Genomic DNA, 15252 nt, shown 5'->3' with positions numbered 1-15252 from the left:
TCAACGCCGTCTCATGTAGAGGTCGAATGCGGTGTAGAGCGCCTTGTTCAACGGCAGATCCCACTCACCGACGTACTCGACGGCCTCGCCGCCGGTGCCGACCTTGAACTGGATCAGCCCGACGTGCGAGTCGTTCGGGTCCAAGGTGTCGGTGATGCCCCGTAGGTCGTACACGGTCGCGCCCGCCTCGAGCGCGTCCGACAGCATCCGCCACTGGATCGCGTTCGAGCCGCGGACGTCCCGCTTGGCGGTCGAGCTGGCCCCGTAGGAGTACCAGCTGTGCTCGCCCACCCGGATCCAGATCGTCGAGGCGACCAGGTCCCCTTCGTGGTGGGCGTTGTAGAGCCGGAAGTCGCAGACCTCGGCCGGCTGGTTCGCCAGCGCGGCCTGCATCTTCTCGAAGTACGGCAGCGGCCGCGGGGTGAAGTGGTCCCGCTCGGCCGTCTCGACGTACAGCTGGTGGAAGGCCTTCAGGTCGGCCGGGGTCCCGAGGGTGACCTCGACGCCGAGCTTGTCGGCCTTCTTGATGTTGCGGCGCCAGAGCTGGTTCATGCCCTTGAGCACGTCGTCCGGCGTGCGACCGGCCAGCGGCACCTGGAACACGTACTGCGGCTGTCCGGCCGCGAACCCCTCGCCGACGCGCGGCGCCTTCCACCCCAGCGCCCGCAGTTGCGCGGTGACGGTGGCGCCGGACGGCTCGATCACGTCCGCCCGGACGTCACCCAGCTTGGGCTGCTGCCCGCCGGCGATCGCGTCCTTGATCGTCTTCGCGGTCCACCGCCGGGTCGCCACCGGCGGGCCCATCCGGAGTCCGAACGCGCCCTGCGCCTGGGCGTGCTCGGCGAGCGGCCGCAGGTACCGGCCGAGGTCGATCGCGTCCCAGTCGATCACCGGCCCCTCGGGCAGGTACGCGAGGTAGCGCTTCACCTTCGGCATCTGCCGGTACAGCACCAGCGCGACGCCGACCAGCTGGTCCGGTGCCGCCGGGTCGAACCATCCGAGCGACTCGGCCTTCCACTCACTCTTCACCGCCGCCCACCCGGGGGTCTGCAGGAAGCTCGCCGACGGCTGACTCGCCAGATAGGCGGCGTGCTCCTCGGCGGAGATGGTCCGGATGCTCAAGTCACTCACGGTCGGTCAGGTTACCGGGCCTGAGCGCGAGACCCCAGTTGAGCAAGAGTTCCGGACCCCGTACTTCGGAACGCCTGGCGCCCGCGATCGCGCCGCGAGCCCCGGGCGTCCTCCGCGGTCAGGACTTCACGTGCTCCAGCGAGACCTCCCACAACCGGGTGGCCGCCTCGGGGTCGAGCGCATACGGCGCGACGCCGGTGTTCTCGCTCGGGACGTTCGGCAGCGCCTCGTTGGTGTCCTCGAAGTACCGCACGGTGACGCCCTGGGCGAGCGGCGAACCGGCCAGCAGGACCGAGGTCTCACTGGAAGAGAAACGTAGACTGTTAACCGGAGGCTTCTCCGGTTGGATTCCAGTTAAGCGGCGCTGCCTCCGTTGATCGACCGGGCGGTCTCGTCCGCTAGGTTCGGGGCACAGCCGGGCGAGGAGGGATGGGGATGACGACGACGGGGGGCCGTCCGCTCCGGGCGGACGCGCAGCGGAACCGCGAGCTGCTGCTGTCGACGGCCGTCCGGGTCTTCTCCGAGTGCGGACCGGACGCCCCGCTGGACCAGATCGCGAAGCAGGCCGGCGTCGGCATCGGCACGCTGTACCGGCACTTTCCGACCCGGGACGCGCTGATCGAGGCGGCCTACCGCAATGAGCTGGCAGTGGTCTGCGACGCGGCCGCCGAACTGCTCGAGGCCATGTCCCCGGTTGATGCCACCCGGGCGTGGATGGACCGCTTCATCGACTACATGACCCGCAAGATCGGGATGGCCGATGCCCTCCGTGCGGTGATCGCGGCGGGCGCCGACCCGTACGCGCACAGCTTCGAGCTGCTCGGCGGTGCGGTCCGCTCGCTCCTGGAGGCGGGCGCGGCCGCCGGGGAGCTCCGGGCCGACGTGCGCGCCGACGATGTCCTCGTCAGCCTGTCCGGCGTCGGGCTCGCGGCCGGGTCCAACCGGGAACAGGCCGGCCGGCTGCTGGACCTGCTGATGGACGGGCTGCGCTACCACCCGACCGCTTGACCGCGCTCTACCGGCGGCGGGCACGGACGAGGTACCGGCGATCGTGGACGACCAGCGGGCCCTCGGTCCGCAGGGTGTGGTCGAGCCGGCGCAGCGCGGTGTCGTACCGGTCCAGGTCGAAGTCGGGGATCTGCCAAGGAATCGCGCGGAGCTGGAACACGACCGCGCCGATGTCGTGCAGGACGAACTCCGGGAACTCCTCGGCCGCCTCCAGGATCTCGAACCCCGCGTCGGCCAGCGCCCGGACCGCGCCCTCGCCGGTGAACGAGCCGGGCGGGATCGGCGGCGGCGCCCCGAGGATCTCGTTCAGCTCCGCGTCGTTCCCACTGCCGACCTGCTGCGTGACGAGCAGTCCACCGGATCGCAGCACCCGGGCGAGATCGGGTACGTCGAGGCGGCCGTGCCGGTTCAGTACGACGTCGACGCCGCCGTCCTCGACCGGAAGCTCCTCGCCGGCAGGATGCTCACGGACCTCGACGCCGAGCGGGCCGAGCCGGTCCCGCGCGATCGGCACGTTCGGCGCGTACCCCTCGGTGGCGATGGTTGCTTTGGGCAATGGGGCGAACGACGCGAGCAACTCGCCGCCCCCGGTGTCGATGTCGAGCAACCGGACGTCCGGGCCGAGCGCGGCGGCGGCCACCTCGGGGTACGACCAGGACGGCGAGGCCGACGACGCGCGCCCTTCCAGCCAGCGGAAGTCCCAGCCGCTGAACCCCGCGGACACGGCTTCCTCGACCAGTACCTCGTACGGCTTCATGACCGTCAACCGTAGGGAGGCGGGCCGCGGTCGGTCCATCTGATTTGCTGACCGGCATGGGTGTGGCACTGGTAACTGGTTCGACCTCGGGGATCGGCGCGGCGACGGTCCGGCGGCTCGCGGCCGACGGGATGACGGTCGTGGTGCACTCGCGCTCGTCGCGGGACGAGGGCCTCGCGTTGGCGGCCGAGCTGGGTGGGACGTATCTGCAGGCCGACCTCGGCGACGACGAGGAGGCGGCCGGCCTGGTCCCGCGCGTGCTGGCCGAGTACGGGCGGCTCGACGTCCTGGTGAACAATGCGGGATCAGTTGGCCGGTACCGCACGACGACCTGGCCGGACTGAGCGCGACCGACTGGCGCAAGCTGCTCGACGTCAACCTGGTCGCCCCGTGGCTGCTGTGTACCGCGGCCGTGCCCGCGCTGCGCGAGACGGGTGGGTCGATCGTCAACGTCACCAGCCACGCCGGCGTCCGGCCGAAGGGGAGTTCGGTCGCGTACGCCGCGAGCAAGGCCGCCCTCAACCACACGACCAAGTTGCTGGCGGCCGCACTCGGTCCGGACATCCGGGTGAACGCGGTCGCACCCGGCCTGGTCGACACCCCACTCACCGCCGACTGGACCGCAGCCCAGGAGCTGTGGCGGACCGCGAGCCCGATGGGCCGAGCCGCTCAGCCGTCCGACGTGGCAGACCTGATCGCCGCGATCATCGCGAACCAGTACCTCACCGGCGAGGTGATCCTCCTCGACGGAGGCCTCAACCTACGCTGACCTTGGCCGCGCTGGCCTCAAGCTGCGCTGGCCTCAAGCTGTCAGTGGCGGTGGCCTGTTCTGTCGGCCGGCTTCCTTACGATCGGCGGATGCCGTCGGTGCTGGGGAGTTCGCTGGGGCCGGACTTCCGGCGGTTGTGGACGGCGTTCGCGGTGAGCGCCGCGGGCAGCGCGATCGGTGCTGGCGCGCTGCCGTTGGTTGCGGTGCTCGTGCTCGACGTCAGCACCTTCCAGGTGTCCATGCTCGCCGCGGTGTCCGCCATCGCGGGGGCCGCGATCGCGTTGCCGTCCGGGTCCTTCATCGAGCGCCGGCACAAGCGCCCGGTGATGATCGGTGCTGATCTGGTCCGGTTCGCGGCGTTGGCGAGCGTGCCGATCGCGGCCGCGTTCGGAGTGCTGACGTACGCGCAGTTGTGTGTTGTCGGGGTCCTGCAGTCGGCAGCGATGATCGCGTTCACCGCGGCGAGCGGCGCGCATCTGAAGGCGCTGGTGCCGGCCGACGGACGGGCCGAGGCGAACAGCCGGTTCGAGTCGACGAGCTGGATCGCGCTGAGTGTCGGCCCACCGATCGGCGGCGCGCTGGTCGGGCTGATCGGGGCGACCCTGACGCTGGCCGTCGACGCGGCGTCGTTCCTGCTGTCCGCGCTGGGCATCCGGCGGATCCGGCAGCCTGAGCCCGAGCCGGTCGCCGGGAAGGGCAAGCCGGACTTCCGCGCGGGCTGGCGGTACCTCCTCGGCCATCGCGGTCTGCGGGCGCTGTTCTGGAACACGCAGTTGTTCGGTGGTCCGGTGATGATGGTGTCGCCGCTGCTCGTCATCTTCATGCTCCGCGATCTGCAGCTGGCGCCCTGGCAGTACGGCCTCGCCCTCGGTGCACCTTGTCTCGGTGGCGTCGTCGGAGCCTGGCTGGCTCCTCGGTTGACACGCCGCTGGTCCCTGCACCGGATGCTGCTCGTCTTCGGCGTACTCCGCGCGCCCTGGCTGCTGTTGTTGCCTTTGGCAACGCCCGGGGTAGGCGGGTTCGTCCTGATCCTGGTCGCGCAGACCGGGATGCTGGTTGCCGCCGGCGCGTTCAACCCGTCGTTCGCCACTTACCGGATGGAGCAGACCGAGGACGGTCACCTGGCCCGGGTCCTCGCCTCGTGGTCGATCACCTCGCGGTCCGTGCAGCCGGCGTTCATGGCGCTGGGTGGTGCGCTGGCCGGGCTGATCGGGATGCGCGGGGCGTTGCTGGTCGCCGGGTGCTGTTGTCTGCTCAGTGTTTGCGCGCTGCCGTGGCGTGTCGCTACACCAGCCCCATCGCCTGAGCGAGCCTGAGTGTCTCCGCCATCACGCCGTCGGGGTGCGCCGCGAGGTACGTGACCGCCTCGTCCGGCGGCAGGACGAGGACCTCGACGACCTGCTCGCCGTCCTCGGGGTTGCCCGGTTCCGCGTCGACGGCGACGTCCGCGACGACGGTCGCCCAGTAGGAGACCGGATGCGGCAGATGCGGACGGTACGGCTCGGGGCGCCGGTGGTCGGCCCGGTGCGCGCCCAACCAGATCGGGTCGCTGAGCAGGGTGGCGCCGGCTTCTTCGAGGAGTTCGCGCCGGGCCGTCTGCAGGATCGGCTCGTCCGGTTCGCGGGTGCCGCCGGGCAGGAAGCGCCAGCCGAGGTCGTTGCGGCAGACGACCACGCCGCCCTCGCTCCGTGCGACCACGTGGACGTTGCTGATCAGCTCGTCCGGCGGCTGCTCGGTACCGAACTGGACGTCCAGCTCGCCCCACGCCCAGTACCCGGGTGCGTACAACTCGGGAAAACGCTCAGCCCAACTCTGCATACGCTCGATTCTCCGATGCTGCTGTACCGTCCCGCCCATGGCGTCCGCCGCTCCTGATCCCGACAAGGCCCAGCGCACCTTCACCGGTCTGCTCTGGACCTGCTCGGTGCTGTGCCTGCTGATCGCCTTGTTCCTGGCGTCCGACATCGCCGGCTCGCACCAGCGGTACGGCGGTCTCGCCTGGGTCGGTGTCGTGGTCGCGGCGGCGATCGTCCTCGGTCTCGCCGTGGTCTACGCGGCCTGCGCGACCGGGCGGCTGAAGCTGAGCCGGATCGTGGTGGGCTCGCTGACCGTCTTCCACGTGACCACGCTGGCGGTGGTGGCCGCGGTCGGCGCCGACATCCTGATCCCGGATCGCGACACCGGTGCCCTCGCGCTGTTGCTGCCGTGGGGGATCACCTACTGGCTGCACAACCTCAAGGCAAAGGACACCTGACCTGCCGCGGTCAGCTCACAGGTGGGCACGCAGGTAGTCGATGTCGGCCTTCTGCCCGTGGTCGGCGTTCGGCGTCTCCACCACGACCGGCGCCCCGGCCGCGCGGACCACGGCGACGATCTCGGCCGGGTCGATCTCGCCTTCCTCGAAGTTGCTGTGCCGGTCCGCGCCGGACCCGAACGCGTCCCGTGACCCGTTCGCGTGCACCAGGTCGATCCGGCCGGTGATCGCCCGCACCTTGTCCACCACGGTCGCCAGCTCCTCGCCGCCTGCGTGGAAGTGGCAGGTGTCCAGGCAGAACCCGACGTTGTCGAGGTTGTCGTTGCCGGACGCCTGGACCGCCTCCCACAGCTGCCCGATCCGGTCCAGTTGCCGCGCCATCGCGTTGTCGCCGCCGGCCGTGTTCTCGATCAGCAGCGGGACGGGCAGCTCGGCGCGCTCGATGCACTTGCGCCAGTTGTCGAAGCCGGTCTCCGGGTCGTCGCCCTTGCCGACGTGGCCGCCGTGCACGATCACGCCCTTGACCCCGATCTCGGCGGCCTTGTCCAGCGTCTGCTGGAGCAGCTTGCGGCTCGGGATCCGGATCCGGTTGTTCAGAGTCGCCACGTTCAGCACGTACGGCGCGTGCACGTACAGGTCGACGCCGGCCGCCTCGGCCCGCTCCCGCAGCGCCTCGGCCCCGTCGGCGTAGGAGACCTTCGGCCCCTTCCACCCCTGCGGGTCACCGAGGAAGAACTGCACCAGGTCGGCCCCGCGGTCCGCGGCCTCCGCGAGCGGGTCCTCCTGATCGACATGCGCGCCAAGCTTCAGACTCATGGACCCACCCTAGGACTGGCCGCCGACAGTCCGGAAACGCCGTCAGCGGTTCCAGCCTTCGGAGCGGGTGACCGGGCGGGTCTCCTCGGCGGGCGGCTGCACCGGACGCCCCTCGAACTCGGTCGAGAGCACGACGTGGGTGTTCATCTCGCCGTGCTCGCCGAGCCGTTCGAACAGCCCTTCCAGGTGACGCATCGACGTCACCCGGACCCGGAGCATCGAGCACGAGTTGCCGCTCAGCTTGTGGATCTCGACCACCTCCGGGAAGTCCTCGGCCCGGGTCGTCTTCAGCAGACAACGGCCGGTCGTACACCGCATCTGCACGAACGCCGACAGCGGTTGACCGGCGCGGGCCGCGTCGACGTCGGCCCGGTACCCGGTGATCACGCCCGCCTCCTCCAACCGCCGGACGCGCTCGGCGACCGCGGGCGGGGAGAGGTTGACCCGTTTGCCCAGCTGGTTGAACGACAGGCGTCCGTCGGCCTGGAGTTCGGCCAGGATCTGCCAGTCGGTGGAGTCCGGTTCGCGCGACTGCAAGGTCATCTCTCCACAACACCTTCGACATCGCCGGTGCGCAAGGGAGAACGCCGTTCGTTTTGCCTTCTAGGGCGCGATCCCGCTTTCTAGCGTTGACGGCATGCTGATTCCTGTCGTTCTCGCGGCCGCCCTGATGAACGCCGCGATGGTCGCCGCCAGTGCGGTGAGCACGATCCTCGTCGCCGGTCACCTCGGCCCTTCGGTGGCCGGTCTGCCCAACACCGCGGGCGTCCTCGGCACCGCCGCCGGCGCCGTGATGGTGGGCCGCCTGACCGCCCGACTCGGACGCCCTCAGGCCCTGCGGATCGGGTACGCCGTCTCCGTGGCGGGTGCCGCTCTCACCGTGCTGGCCGCTGTGGGGGCACCGATCGCGCTGCTCTTCCTGGGAATGCTCCTACTCGGTGCGGGCAACGCGGCCGCCCTGTTGTCCCGGTACGCGGCCGCCGATGTCGTCACCCCATCACGGCAAGCCGCTGCGATGAGCACGGTCGTGTGGGCCAGTACTGCTGGAGCGGTTGGCGGGCCATTCCTCCTGGAGCCGTCGCAGCAGGTGGTGTCCGCGGCAGGGTTCCCCGCGATCGCGGGGGCGTTCCTGCTCGCCGTGATGGCCGCGTTCGCTGCGCTGGTCGCGGCTGCACGGATCAGGCCGGGTCGTATCTCTACCGACGCGGTTGCGGTCGACGGCCCGGCGTACCGGGGTGTGGTGGGCGTCCGCGGTACCGCTGTCGTCGCGGGGGCGGTGATGCTGGTCGGGCACCTGGTGATGGTGGCGATGATGACGTCGGTGCCGGTCCACGTTCACCAGCACGGGCAGGGGATGAGCGCGTTGGGGGTGATGCTGTCGGTGCACACGTTCGGCATGTTCGCGCTCGCGCCGGTGACCGGGTGGCTGATCGACCGGTACGGACCGCGGCCCGTCATGCTGGCCGGGCTCGTCACCGTCGCCGGTTCCGCAGTCGCCATCTCGGGCCCGGTCGGAGCCGCCTTCACGCCGGCGCTGTTCGTCCTCGGGTACGGCTGGAACCTCTGCTATCTCGGGGGCAGCGCACTGCTCAGCCGGACCGGGGTGGGGACAGCGGCCGCGCGAGCGAAGCGGGAGAGCCGGGTCGAGGCGTGGGTCTGGGGCGTCTCGGCGATCGCCACCGCGGCGTCCACCTGGCTCTTCGCCGAGGGCGGATTCCCGCTGCTGGCAGGCGTTTCCACGGTGCTGGCAGCGCCGCTGCTCGTGGTGGTCGCGGCGTACCGTCCGACGGTGCGGCGATCTGTCGACGCGGAGCGCAAGGCTGCCGCGGCACGTTGACCACGAGAAGCGACCGGATCGCGACTCTTTGTCCACAGTCGTCCACCGCCTGTGGACAAACGGCCGCGGCGGACGGGCTCGGAACAGGCCTGTGGATATGGTCAAGTCGACGTCCACACGCTGGTATTCTGTGAGCGTGGCCCGGTCCATCGACCGGGCTGCTTGCTTGGAGCCGACGGCGATTGTCGGCGCCGGGCACCCCGCATCGCCCTCCTGCCACGGAGAGACCGTGGCCGCCAAGTCCGAAGGAGGTGGAGTTCGCGCATGCGTCGTTACGAAGTCATGGTGATCCTCGACCCGGAGCTCGATGAGCGCACCGTGGAGCCGTCCATCGACCAGTACCTGAACATCGTCCGCAAGGAAGGTGGGTCGGTCGAGAAGCTCGACATCTGGGGTCGTCGCAAGCTCGCCTACGACGTCAAGAAGAAGGCCGAAGGCATTTACGCCGTCATCGACCTGACCGCCGAGCCGGCGGTCGTGAAGGAGCTCGACCGTCAGCTCACGCTGAACGAGTCGATCCTCCGGACCAAGGTCATCCGGCCGGACCAGCACTGATCCCTGGGGTCGTCAGCAGCCATCGGTACTGTCGGCACCAGCCGCTACCAATAGCTGTAGACACAGCCACACCCGAAAGCAGGAGGAACGGCAATGGCAGGCGAAACCGTCGTCACACTGGTCGGCAACCTGGTCGACGACCCTGAGCTCCGGTTCACCCCGTCGGGTGCCGCCGTCGCGAACTTCCGGGTCGCGTCGACGCCCCGGACGTACGACCGGCAGTCAGGTGAATGGAAGGACGGCGAGTCGCTGTTCCTGAGCTGCTCCGTCTGGCGGCAGGCCGCGGAGAACGTGGCCGAGTCGCTCCAGCGCGGCATGCGCGTGATCGTGCAGGGCCGGCTGAAGTCCCGCTCGTACGACGACCGTGAGGGCAACAAGCGCACGGTCTTCGAGATCGACGTGGACGAGGTCGGGCCGAGCCTGCGCAGCGCCACCGCCAAGGTGACCCGGGCGATGCGCTCGGGCCCCGGCGGCGAGGGCGGCGGAGGCGGCTTCGGTGGTGGCGGTGGCGGCAACCAGGGTGGGTACGGCGGTGGTGGCGGTCAGTCCGCGCCGCAGCAGAACGACCCCTGGGCGACCCCGCAGGGCGGTGGCGGCCAGTCCGCCCCGCAGAACGACCCCTGGGCGAGTCAGGGTGGCGGCGGCTCGATGGAAGAGCCTCCGTTCTGACCCGTCCCGGGACCAACCAGTCAGAGTGACCATTCCGGCACCCGTGCCGGGCTCTAGTAGGAGGAGAGCACCACAATGGCCAAGATCATTCGGAAGCCGAAGAAGAAGGTCTGCGGCTTCTGCAAGGACAAGGCGACCTACGTCGACTACAAGGACACCGCGCTGCTGCGCAAGTTCATCTCGGACCGCGGCAAGATCCGCGCCCGCCGGGTGACCGGGAACTGCGTGCAGCACCAGCGCGACGTCGCGACCGCTATCAAGAACGCTCGTGAGGTGGCCCTGCTGCCGTACACGAGCACCGCTCGCTGAGGGAGGTCCGGACCATGAAGCTCATCCTGGCGCAGGAGGTCGAGGGCCTCGGAGCCCCCGGCGACATCGTCGAGGTCAAGGACGGCTACGGCCGTAACTACCTGGTGCCGCGCGGCCTGGCCATCGGCTGGACCCGGGGTGCCGAGAAGCAGATCCTGACGATCAAGCGGGCGCGCGACGCCCGGGCGATCCAGGGCAAGGAGCACGCGAGCGAGGTCAAGAACCAGCTCGAGCAGCTCGCCGTCAAGCTGGACGTCAAGGCCGGCGACACCGGCCGCCTGTTCGGCGCGGTCACCCCGGCGGACGTCGCCGCGGCGATCAAGTCCGCGGGTGGCCCGCTGGTGGAGAAGCGCGCGATCGCGATCGCGACGCCGATCAAGTCCACCGGCAAGCACCAGGTCTCCGTGCAGCTGCACCCGGAGGTCGCCGCGACCGTCAAGCTCGAGGTCGTCGCCGCCTGACGGCACCTCCCGCAAGACACCGAAGGCCCGTTCCCCTTGGGGAGCGGGCCTTCCGCGTTGTTGCCTGGGTGCCGCGGGCTACTGCTGGACGGGGGTCGGCCAGTCGGACGGCTGGGGATCGTTGCTGCTGCCCTCGTTGGGTTTCGCGACGGTCGGTTGGGCCTCGGGCATCGGGTCCGACGCCCCACCACGGTCGTCGACGGGCGCAGCGATGGTCGGCCAGTCCGAAGGCGTCGGGTCGTCCTCCAGACCACCGGCGACCGCCACCGCCGGCGCCAGGGCGAGCCCGACGGCCAGCACGCCGGCCACCACCCACCGAGCGACCGGCGCGGCGAGTACGCCCCGCGCTGCCTGGTGGCGCCGTCCAGTACTGGTCACTTCTTGTCCAAGGCGTAGAGGACCGAGCCGTGCACGACGATCGCGTGGTTGCCGGCGACGCCCCACGGCCGGGCGGTCTGCTCGGCCAGAGCGGTCGGCTTGCCGCCCGGTACCACGGCCGCCAGGCGATCGTTGAGCGTGCCGAAGATCGTCGTTCCGGTGATCGACAACGGCGAGAAGTCCTTCAGCGACGAGGTCTTCCGGCCGGTGAAGTCGATCAGGCACTCGCCGTACGCCGCGACCTTGCCGGCCTGGTCGGGCAGCCATTTGTAGTTCTGCGCCAGCCGGCCCTCGACCGCCGGGCAGGCGGCCACCACGGTCCCGTCGGCCGTGGACGTCACGGCGGGGATCACCTGGTCGGCCGTCTTGGTGTTCCAGAGGACCACGGCGCGGCCACGGCTGGCCAGCGCGATGTGGTTGATGCTGGTCCCACCCGCCGGCGGCTTCGGCGACAGGACGGCGAGCTTCTTGTCCTTCTGGCTCCAGTACAGCGGGCCGGCGTACCGGGCCAGCAGCGTCCGGTCGCCCTCGGCCAGCAGCAGCGTGGACAGCCGCGGCTGGTCCGTGACGGTGTGCAGCACGCCGCCGCTGATCACGCTGGCGCCGGCCTCACCACCGTTGAGCAGGATCAGCGGGGAGCCGCCGAAGAACTGGACCTCCGAGCCGTCCGGCAGCTCCAGCTCGGTCGGCTCGACGCCGTCGCCCGGCCAGTAGTACAGGCTCTTCGGCGCGGCGATCGCGAGCACCGGCTTCGAATCGATGGTGGTGTAGACCGGTGACAGCGAGTCCCTCGGCACCTTGTCCTGCCAACGCACCTTGCCCTCGCTGTCCAGCACCACCAGCTTGTCGTCCGGCGTGATGGCCGCGACCTCGCTGCCGTCCGGGGAGACCGCGGGGGCGGTGTCCTCCTTGATGTCGACGGTCCAGGTCGCGTTCGCCGACCAGCCCGGCGGGACCGGCCGGGCGACGAACTGGTCCGGCCCGATCTTCGGCGCGGGCAGTTCCGGCAACTTCCGGACGGTCGTCTTGGGCGGGTCCTTGGGACCGGTGTCGCGCAGGACCAGCAGATACAGCCCGGTGCCGAACACCAGCACGATCGCCACCCCGGCCGCCACGATGATCGGCCAGATCGGCTTCTGCTCCTTGGCCCTGACCTCGACGGCCTCGACCTGCCCGTCCGGGTGGATCACCAGCGGCCAGGAGCTGCCGTCCTCCTCGACCGCGGTCGCCTTCACCGCGCGGCCCAGCTGGCCCGCGCGCTCGGCAACCAGCGCGATCGCCGCCTGCCGGGGGTCGTGGTGGTTCACCGGGTGACTGCGCCCGGCGATCTTCACTTCGGCGTTGTGGTCGTCGTAGAGCCGGATCGTGACCTTCGGCCAGGACGGGATGCTTTTGTCAGCCACGGTCAGCCCCTCATCCCTGCCACGGAACTCCCTCGATCGACGGCCGGTCGGCCTCTCGTTCTAGCATGTCCTCGCCCGAAGCCATGCTGCCGCCCGGATGCATGCCAGTCCGCGAGCCGGGCACGGCTCGTCTGACCCCGACAAGGGGGTAGAAACATCCTCGCCTGTGGATGGGTCACGCCAGTACACCCGGATAGCGAGAGAATACTGAGGGCGACCGCCCGTGACACGCCGCGAGAGGAGGGCCGATGACGCAACCGCAGCAGAATCCGTGGACCCGGCAGCAGCAGCCGCAGAGTTCCGGACAGACACCGCAGCAGCCGCAGGCGGGCCCTCCTGGGCCGCCCGACGGCCCGCCGCGCGGTCCGTCGGCCCCACAGCACGGCGTCCCGGCTCCGGCCGAGGACCAGCGACTGCCCAAGTTCGCCATTCCCGCGGCCGACACCCTCTGGTGGGTGGGCGTGCACGGCGGGGCCGGCGAGACGACGATGTCGCAGTTGCTGCCCGGGACCAGGGCGGCCAACCACCGGTGGCCGATCCCGCCACCGCCGGTGCCGACGCCGATCGTGCTGGTCGCCAGGACCCACGGGTCCGGACTGCGGGCGGCGCAACGGGCCGCGATCGAGTGGGCCTCCGGTGTCGTCCAGGGCGTCGCGGTGCTGGGTCTCGTCCTGATCGCGGACGCTCCGGGCCGGCTGCCCCGGGTGCTCGACGACTTCGCCGACATCGTCGGCGGTGGGGTGCCCCGGGTCTGGGACATCCCGTGGATCGAGGAGTGGCGAAGGGGGGAGGACCCCACGCCCGAGAACACGCCCGACGAGGTGTTCGAAGTACTTGAATCCATCTACGCCCTGCGCGCGTCAAACCCCGCGGATCACCCCGCCCCATACTGAAAGGCACGAAAGTGTTCATGACCGCAAAACTCACCCACCTGATGGTCCCGCTGGCCTCCTTGCCACCCGAGGTGGACCGCAAGATCAGCACCGTGGTCGACTGGGTGACGCTCATCGCGATCTCCATCTGCATCCTCGGCGTCATCATCGCCGGCGCCATGATGGCGATCGGCCAGCGCCGCGGTGAGGGTGGCGAGCACGCTGCCCGGCTCGGCTGGGTGATGGCGGGCTGCATCGTCATCGGTACCGCCTCGGCCGTCGTCAACGCGCTGGTCTGATGCCCCGTGGCCTGGTTCAGTGGCCGGGACTCCTCCGCCGACGAGGGCGGTGACGACTCGGCAGAATCGCCGTGGCAGAGCCGCGGCTTCGTGGCGTCGGCGATCATCGTCGGCGCCGTGGTCGCCTGCCTGGCGATCTGGTTCGCGATCGGGCGGGGGGACGGGAACGATCCGTCCACCCGGCCGTCGGCGAGCCCCAGCGTCGTCGAACCGACCGACCCTCCCTCCGACGACCCCACTGAACCACCGGCCACGCCGGACCAGCCGACCACGCCGCCGTCCACCCGGCCACCCAGCAACAACAGCGCCGGCGGCTGCAAGGCGAAGAACCCGGACCAGCGGATCCCGCGGGTCGCGCCGCCGGCCGTCAGCTGGGACTTCGAGACCGACATGATGATCCCGCGCCAGGCCGTCGGCGGCCCGGCGATCACCGACGGCAGCGGGCTGCGGCACTGTTTCGCGCACTCGCCGACCGGCGCCGTGCTGGCCGCGATGGTCACGCTCGGTCAGATCCGCAACCCCGACCTGACCGAGACCGTGCTGCGGAACCGGATCGTCCCGGGCCCCGGCCGGACCAGAGCGCTGGCGGAGACGCGGTCGTCGCCGACCCCCCGTAACAGCCAGGAGAGCTCGCAGTTCACCGGATTCAAGGTGATCGACTATCTGCCGAACCGCGCGATCGTCTCGGTCGCCGTCAAGATCGACAGCGGCATCAAGGTGGCCGCGCTGCCGATCACGCTGCTGTGGACCGGCGGTGACTGGAAGCTTGTCCTGCAGAGCGACGGCAGCTTCAACGGCGAGGTCGCCCCGGACATCCTGCAGTCGCTCGAGGGCTACGTCCGGTTCGGGGGCGCGTGATGATCGTCCTCGGCTGTTCCTGGGCCCCGTGGGACTGGGGCGACTGCATCACCGAGTTCCTGGGCAAGGCGCTCAACGCCGTGACGGGCGGCATCTTCGGCTTCATCTTCGACGCCATCAAGTCGGTCGTGATCGCGGCCGTCGAGGCGGTGATGAAGGCGGTCGGCACGCTCTGGATCGACGTCGACACCCCGGGGTTCGGCGCCAACAGCGGGGTGATGTTCATCCAGCAGCACACCCTCTGGATCCTGATCTTCGTCGGCACCATCTCGGTGATCATCGGCGGCATCCGGATGGCCATCTCGCAGCGTGGCGAGCCCGCGCGCGACCTGCTGCGGAGCCTGATCACGATGGTCGTGGTGAGCGGTATGGCCGTCGCCTTCGCGTCCACCTTGATCGAGATCGCCGACATCTTCTCGGAATGGATCATCGACGCCGCCATCGGTGAGTCGAACTTCAGCGATCGGATCGGCTCGATCCTGGTCAACCCGCTGCGCACCGAGGGCGTCGGTCTGATGCTGGTGATCGTCATCGGCATCCTGATCGTGATCAGTTCGCTGGTCCAGCTGGCGCTGATGGTGATCCGGTACTCCATGCTCATCCTGCTGGTGGGCGTGCTGCCGCTGACCGCGGCCGCGACCAACACCGAGGCCGGGATGACCTGGTTCAAGCGGGCGGTGGCCTGGCTGGCCGGGTTCATCCTCTACAAACCCGTGGCGGCGCTGATCTGGGCCACCGCGATCAAGATGATCGGCACGCCGGAAAGCGCCGAGGGCGCGACGCTCGCGGTCATCACCGGTGTGGCGATGATGCTGCTCTCACTGGTCGCGTTGCCGGCGATCCTGCGCTTCGTGTCACCCAAGACGGGAGGCTGAC

General features: G+C 70.1%; 20 protein-coding genes and 1 pseudogene. 13 read left to right on the top strand and 8 right to left on the bottom strand.

The genetic code is table 11. The annotated features are described in order from the left end of the window. On the bottom strand, positions 1 to 1131 hold the full coding sequence (locus tag FB561_RS07950) for a lipid II:glycine glycyltransferase FemX (protein ID WP_145804562.1): 1131 nt from the start codon (positions 1129 to 1131) through the stop codon (positions 1 to 3). Positions 1132 to 1249: 118 nt separating this feature from the next. Then, on the bottom strand, positions 1250 to 1384 hold the full coding sequence (locus FB561_RS38940) for a hypothetical protein (RefSeq protein WP_272952534.1): 135 nt from the start codon (positions 1382 to 1384) through the stop codon (positions 1250 to 1252). Positions 1385 to 1566: 182 nt separating this feature from the next. On the opposite strand from FB561_RS38940, the gene FB561_RS07945 reads away from it, so the two are divergent. Further along, the gene (locus FB561_RS07945) at positions 1567 to 2139 is read left to right on the top strand and encodes a TetR/AcrR family transcriptional regulator (protein ID WP_145804560.1); all 573 of its coding nucleotides are present in this window, start codon (positions 1567 to 1569) and stop codon (positions 2137 to 2139) included. Between the two features lie 7 nt (positions 2140 to 2146). On the opposite strand, the gene FB561_RS07940 is transcribed toward FB561_RS07945, so the two are convergent. Next, on the bottom strand, positions 2147 to 2896 hold the full coding sequence (locus FB561_RS07940; RefSeq protein ID WP_145804558.1) for a class I SAM-dependent methyltransferase: 750 nt from the start codon (positions 2894 to 2896) through the stop codon (positions 2147 to 2149). A 56-nt stretch (positions 2897 to 2952) separates the two neighbouring features. Between FB561_RS07940 and FB561_RS38930 the strand changes: the two are divergent. Together FB561_RS38930 and FB561_RS07930 are read left to right on the top strand one after the other, a co-directional pair. Beyond that, a pseudogene (locus tag FB561_RS38930) lies at positions 2953 to 3665 on the top strand (SDR family NAD(P)-dependent oxidoreductase). An 89-nt stretch (positions 3666 to 3754) separates the two neighbouring features. Beyond that, positions 3755 to 4981 carry an MFS transporter gene (locus FB561_RS07930; protein ID WP_145804556.1) on the top strand — a complete coding sequence of 409 codons (1227 nt, stop codon included), beginning with the start codon at positions 3755 to 3757 and terminating at the stop codon, positions 4979 to 4981. On the opposite strand, the gene FB561_RS07925 is transcribed toward FB561_RS07930, so the two are convergent. Then, complete coding sequence (locus FB561_RS07925) at positions 4950 to 5483, bottom strand: NUDIX hydrolase (protein ID WP_145804554.1); 534 nt, start codon at positions 5481 to 5483, stop codon at positions 4950 to 4952. The two genes, FB561_RS07930 and FB561_RS07925, sit on opposite strands and share 32 nt — an antisense overlap. 37 nt (positions 5484 to 5520) lie before the next feature. On the opposite strand from FB561_RS07925, the gene FB561_RS07920 reads away from it, so the two are divergent. Further along, positions 5521 to 5919 carry a hypothetical protein gene (locus FB561_RS07920; protein WP_145804552.1) on the top strand — a complete coding sequence of 133 codons (399 nt, stop codon included), beginning with the start codon at positions 5521 to 5523 and terminating at the stop codon, positions 5917 to 5919. A 15-nt stretch (positions 5920 to 5934) separates the two neighbouring features. Here the strand turns inward: FB561_RS07920 and FB561_RS07915 are convergent, their stop codons facing one another. After that, positions 5935 to 6735, bottom strand: coding sequence for a deoxyribonuclease IV (locus FB561_RS07915; protein ID WP_145804550.1), 801 nt, complete (start codon positions 6733 to 6735; stop codon positions 5935 to 5937). A 42-nt stretch (positions 6736 to 6777) separates the two neighbouring features. Further along, entirely contained in the window at positions 6778 to 7278 is a 501-nt protein-coding gene (locus tag FB561_RS07910; protein ID WP_145804548.1) for an Lrp/AsnC family transcriptional regulator, read from the bottom strand. Between the two features lie 94 nt (positions 7279 to 7372). Between FB561_RS07910 and FB561_RS07905 the strand changes: the two genes are divergently transcribed. The 5 genes from FB561_RS07905 (at position 7373) to rplI (ending at position 10566) form a co-directional block, all read left to right on the top strand. After that, complete coding sequence (locus tag FB561_RS07905) at positions 7373 to 8572, top strand: MFS transporter (RefSeq protein ID WP_145804546.1); 1200 nt, start codon at positions 7373 to 7375, stop codon at positions 8570 to 8572. Between the two features lie 264 nt (positions 8573 to 8836). Further along, entirely contained in the window at positions 8837 to 9127 is a 291-nt protein-coding gene (rpsF, locus tag FB561_RS07900) for a 30S ribosomal protein S6 (RefSeq protein WP_145804544.1), read from the top strand. A 93-nt stretch (positions 9128 to 9220) separates the two neighbouring features. Continuing rightward, positions 9221 to 9796 carry a single-stranded DNA-binding protein gene (locus tag FB561_RS07895; RefSeq protein WP_145804542.1) on the top strand — a complete coding sequence of 192 codons (576 nt, stop codon included), beginning with the start codon at positions 9221 to 9223 and terminating at the stop codon, positions 9794 to 9796. Positions 9797 to 9871: 75 nt separating this feature from the next. Further along, positions 9872 to 10105 (top strand): 30S ribosomal protein S18, encoded by a 234-nt coding sequence (gene rpsR / locus FB561_RS07890; RefSeq protein ID WP_012924539.1) that lies wholly within the window; start codon positions 9872 to 9874, stop codon positions 10103 to 10105. 14 nt (positions 10106 to 10119) lie between these two features. Then, positions 10120 to 10566: a 50S ribosomal protein L9 gene (rplI, locus tag FB561_RS07885; RefSeq protein WP_145804540.1), complete on the top strand. Its 447-nt coding sequence runs from the start codon at positions 10120 to 10122 to the stop codon at positions 10564 to 10566. A 78-nt stretch (positions 10567 to 10644) separates the two neighbouring features. On the opposite strand, the gene FB561_RS07880 is transcribed toward rplI, so the two are convergent. Together FB561_RS07880 and FB561_RS07875 are read right to left on the bottom strand one after the other, a co-directional pair. Beyond that, positions 10645 to 10944 carry a hypothetical protein gene (locus FB561_RS07880; RefSeq protein WP_145804538.1) on the bottom strand — a complete coding sequence of 100 codons (300 nt, stop codon included), beginning with the start codon at positions 10942 to 10944 and terminating at the stop codon, positions 10645 to 10647. Continuing rightward, on the bottom strand, positions 10941 to 12347 hold the full coding sequence (locus FB561_RS07875) for a hypothetical protein (RefSeq protein ID WP_238334701.1): 1407 nt from the start codon (positions 12345 to 12347) through the stop codon (positions 10941 to 10943). The genes FB561_RS07880 and FB561_RS07875 overlap by 4 nt, the downstream gene beginning before the upstream one ends. A 248-nt stretch (positions 12348 to 12595) precedes the next feature. Here FB561_RS07875 and FB561_RS07870 point away from each other — a divergent pair, with 248 nt between their 5' ends. The 4 genes from FB561_RS07870 to FB561_RS07855 are packed head-to-tail and all read left to right on the top strand — an operon-like array spanning position 12596 to position 15251. Next, entirely contained in the window at positions 12596 to 13240 is a 645-nt protein-coding gene (locus tag FB561_RS07870) for a DUF6668 family protein (protein ID WP_145804534.1), read from the top strand. Between the two features lie 17 nt (positions 13241 to 13257). Then, positions 13258 to 13518 (top strand): TrbC/VirB2 family protein, encoded by a 261-nt coding sequence (locus tag FB561_RS07865; protein WP_145804532.1) that lies wholly within the window; start codon positions 13258 to 13260, stop codon positions 13516 to 13518. A 6-nt stretch (positions 13519 to 13524) separates the two neighbouring features. Further along, complete coding sequence (locus FB561_RS07860; protein WP_145804530.1) at positions 13525 to 14376, top strand: DUF8175 domain-containg protein; 852 nt, start codon at positions 13525 to 13527, stop codon at positions 14374 to 14376. After that, positions 14376 to 15251, top strand: coding sequence for a TrbL/VirB6 family protein (locus tag FB561_RS07855; protein ID WP_145804528.1), 876 nt, complete (start codon positions 14376 to 14378; stop codon positions 15249 to 15251). The genes FB561_RS07860 and FB561_RS07855 overlap by 1 nt, the downstream gene beginning before the upstream one ends. Position 15252: the final 1 nt, after the last annotated feature.

It is taken from the genome of Kribbella amoyensis, assembly GCF_007828865.1.
Taxonomy (GTDB): domain Bacteria; phylum Actinomycetota; class Actinomycetes; order Propionibacteriales; family Kribbellaceae; genus Kribbella; species Kribbella amoyensis.
This window is presented reverse-complemented; position numbering and strand designations above follow the sequence as displayed.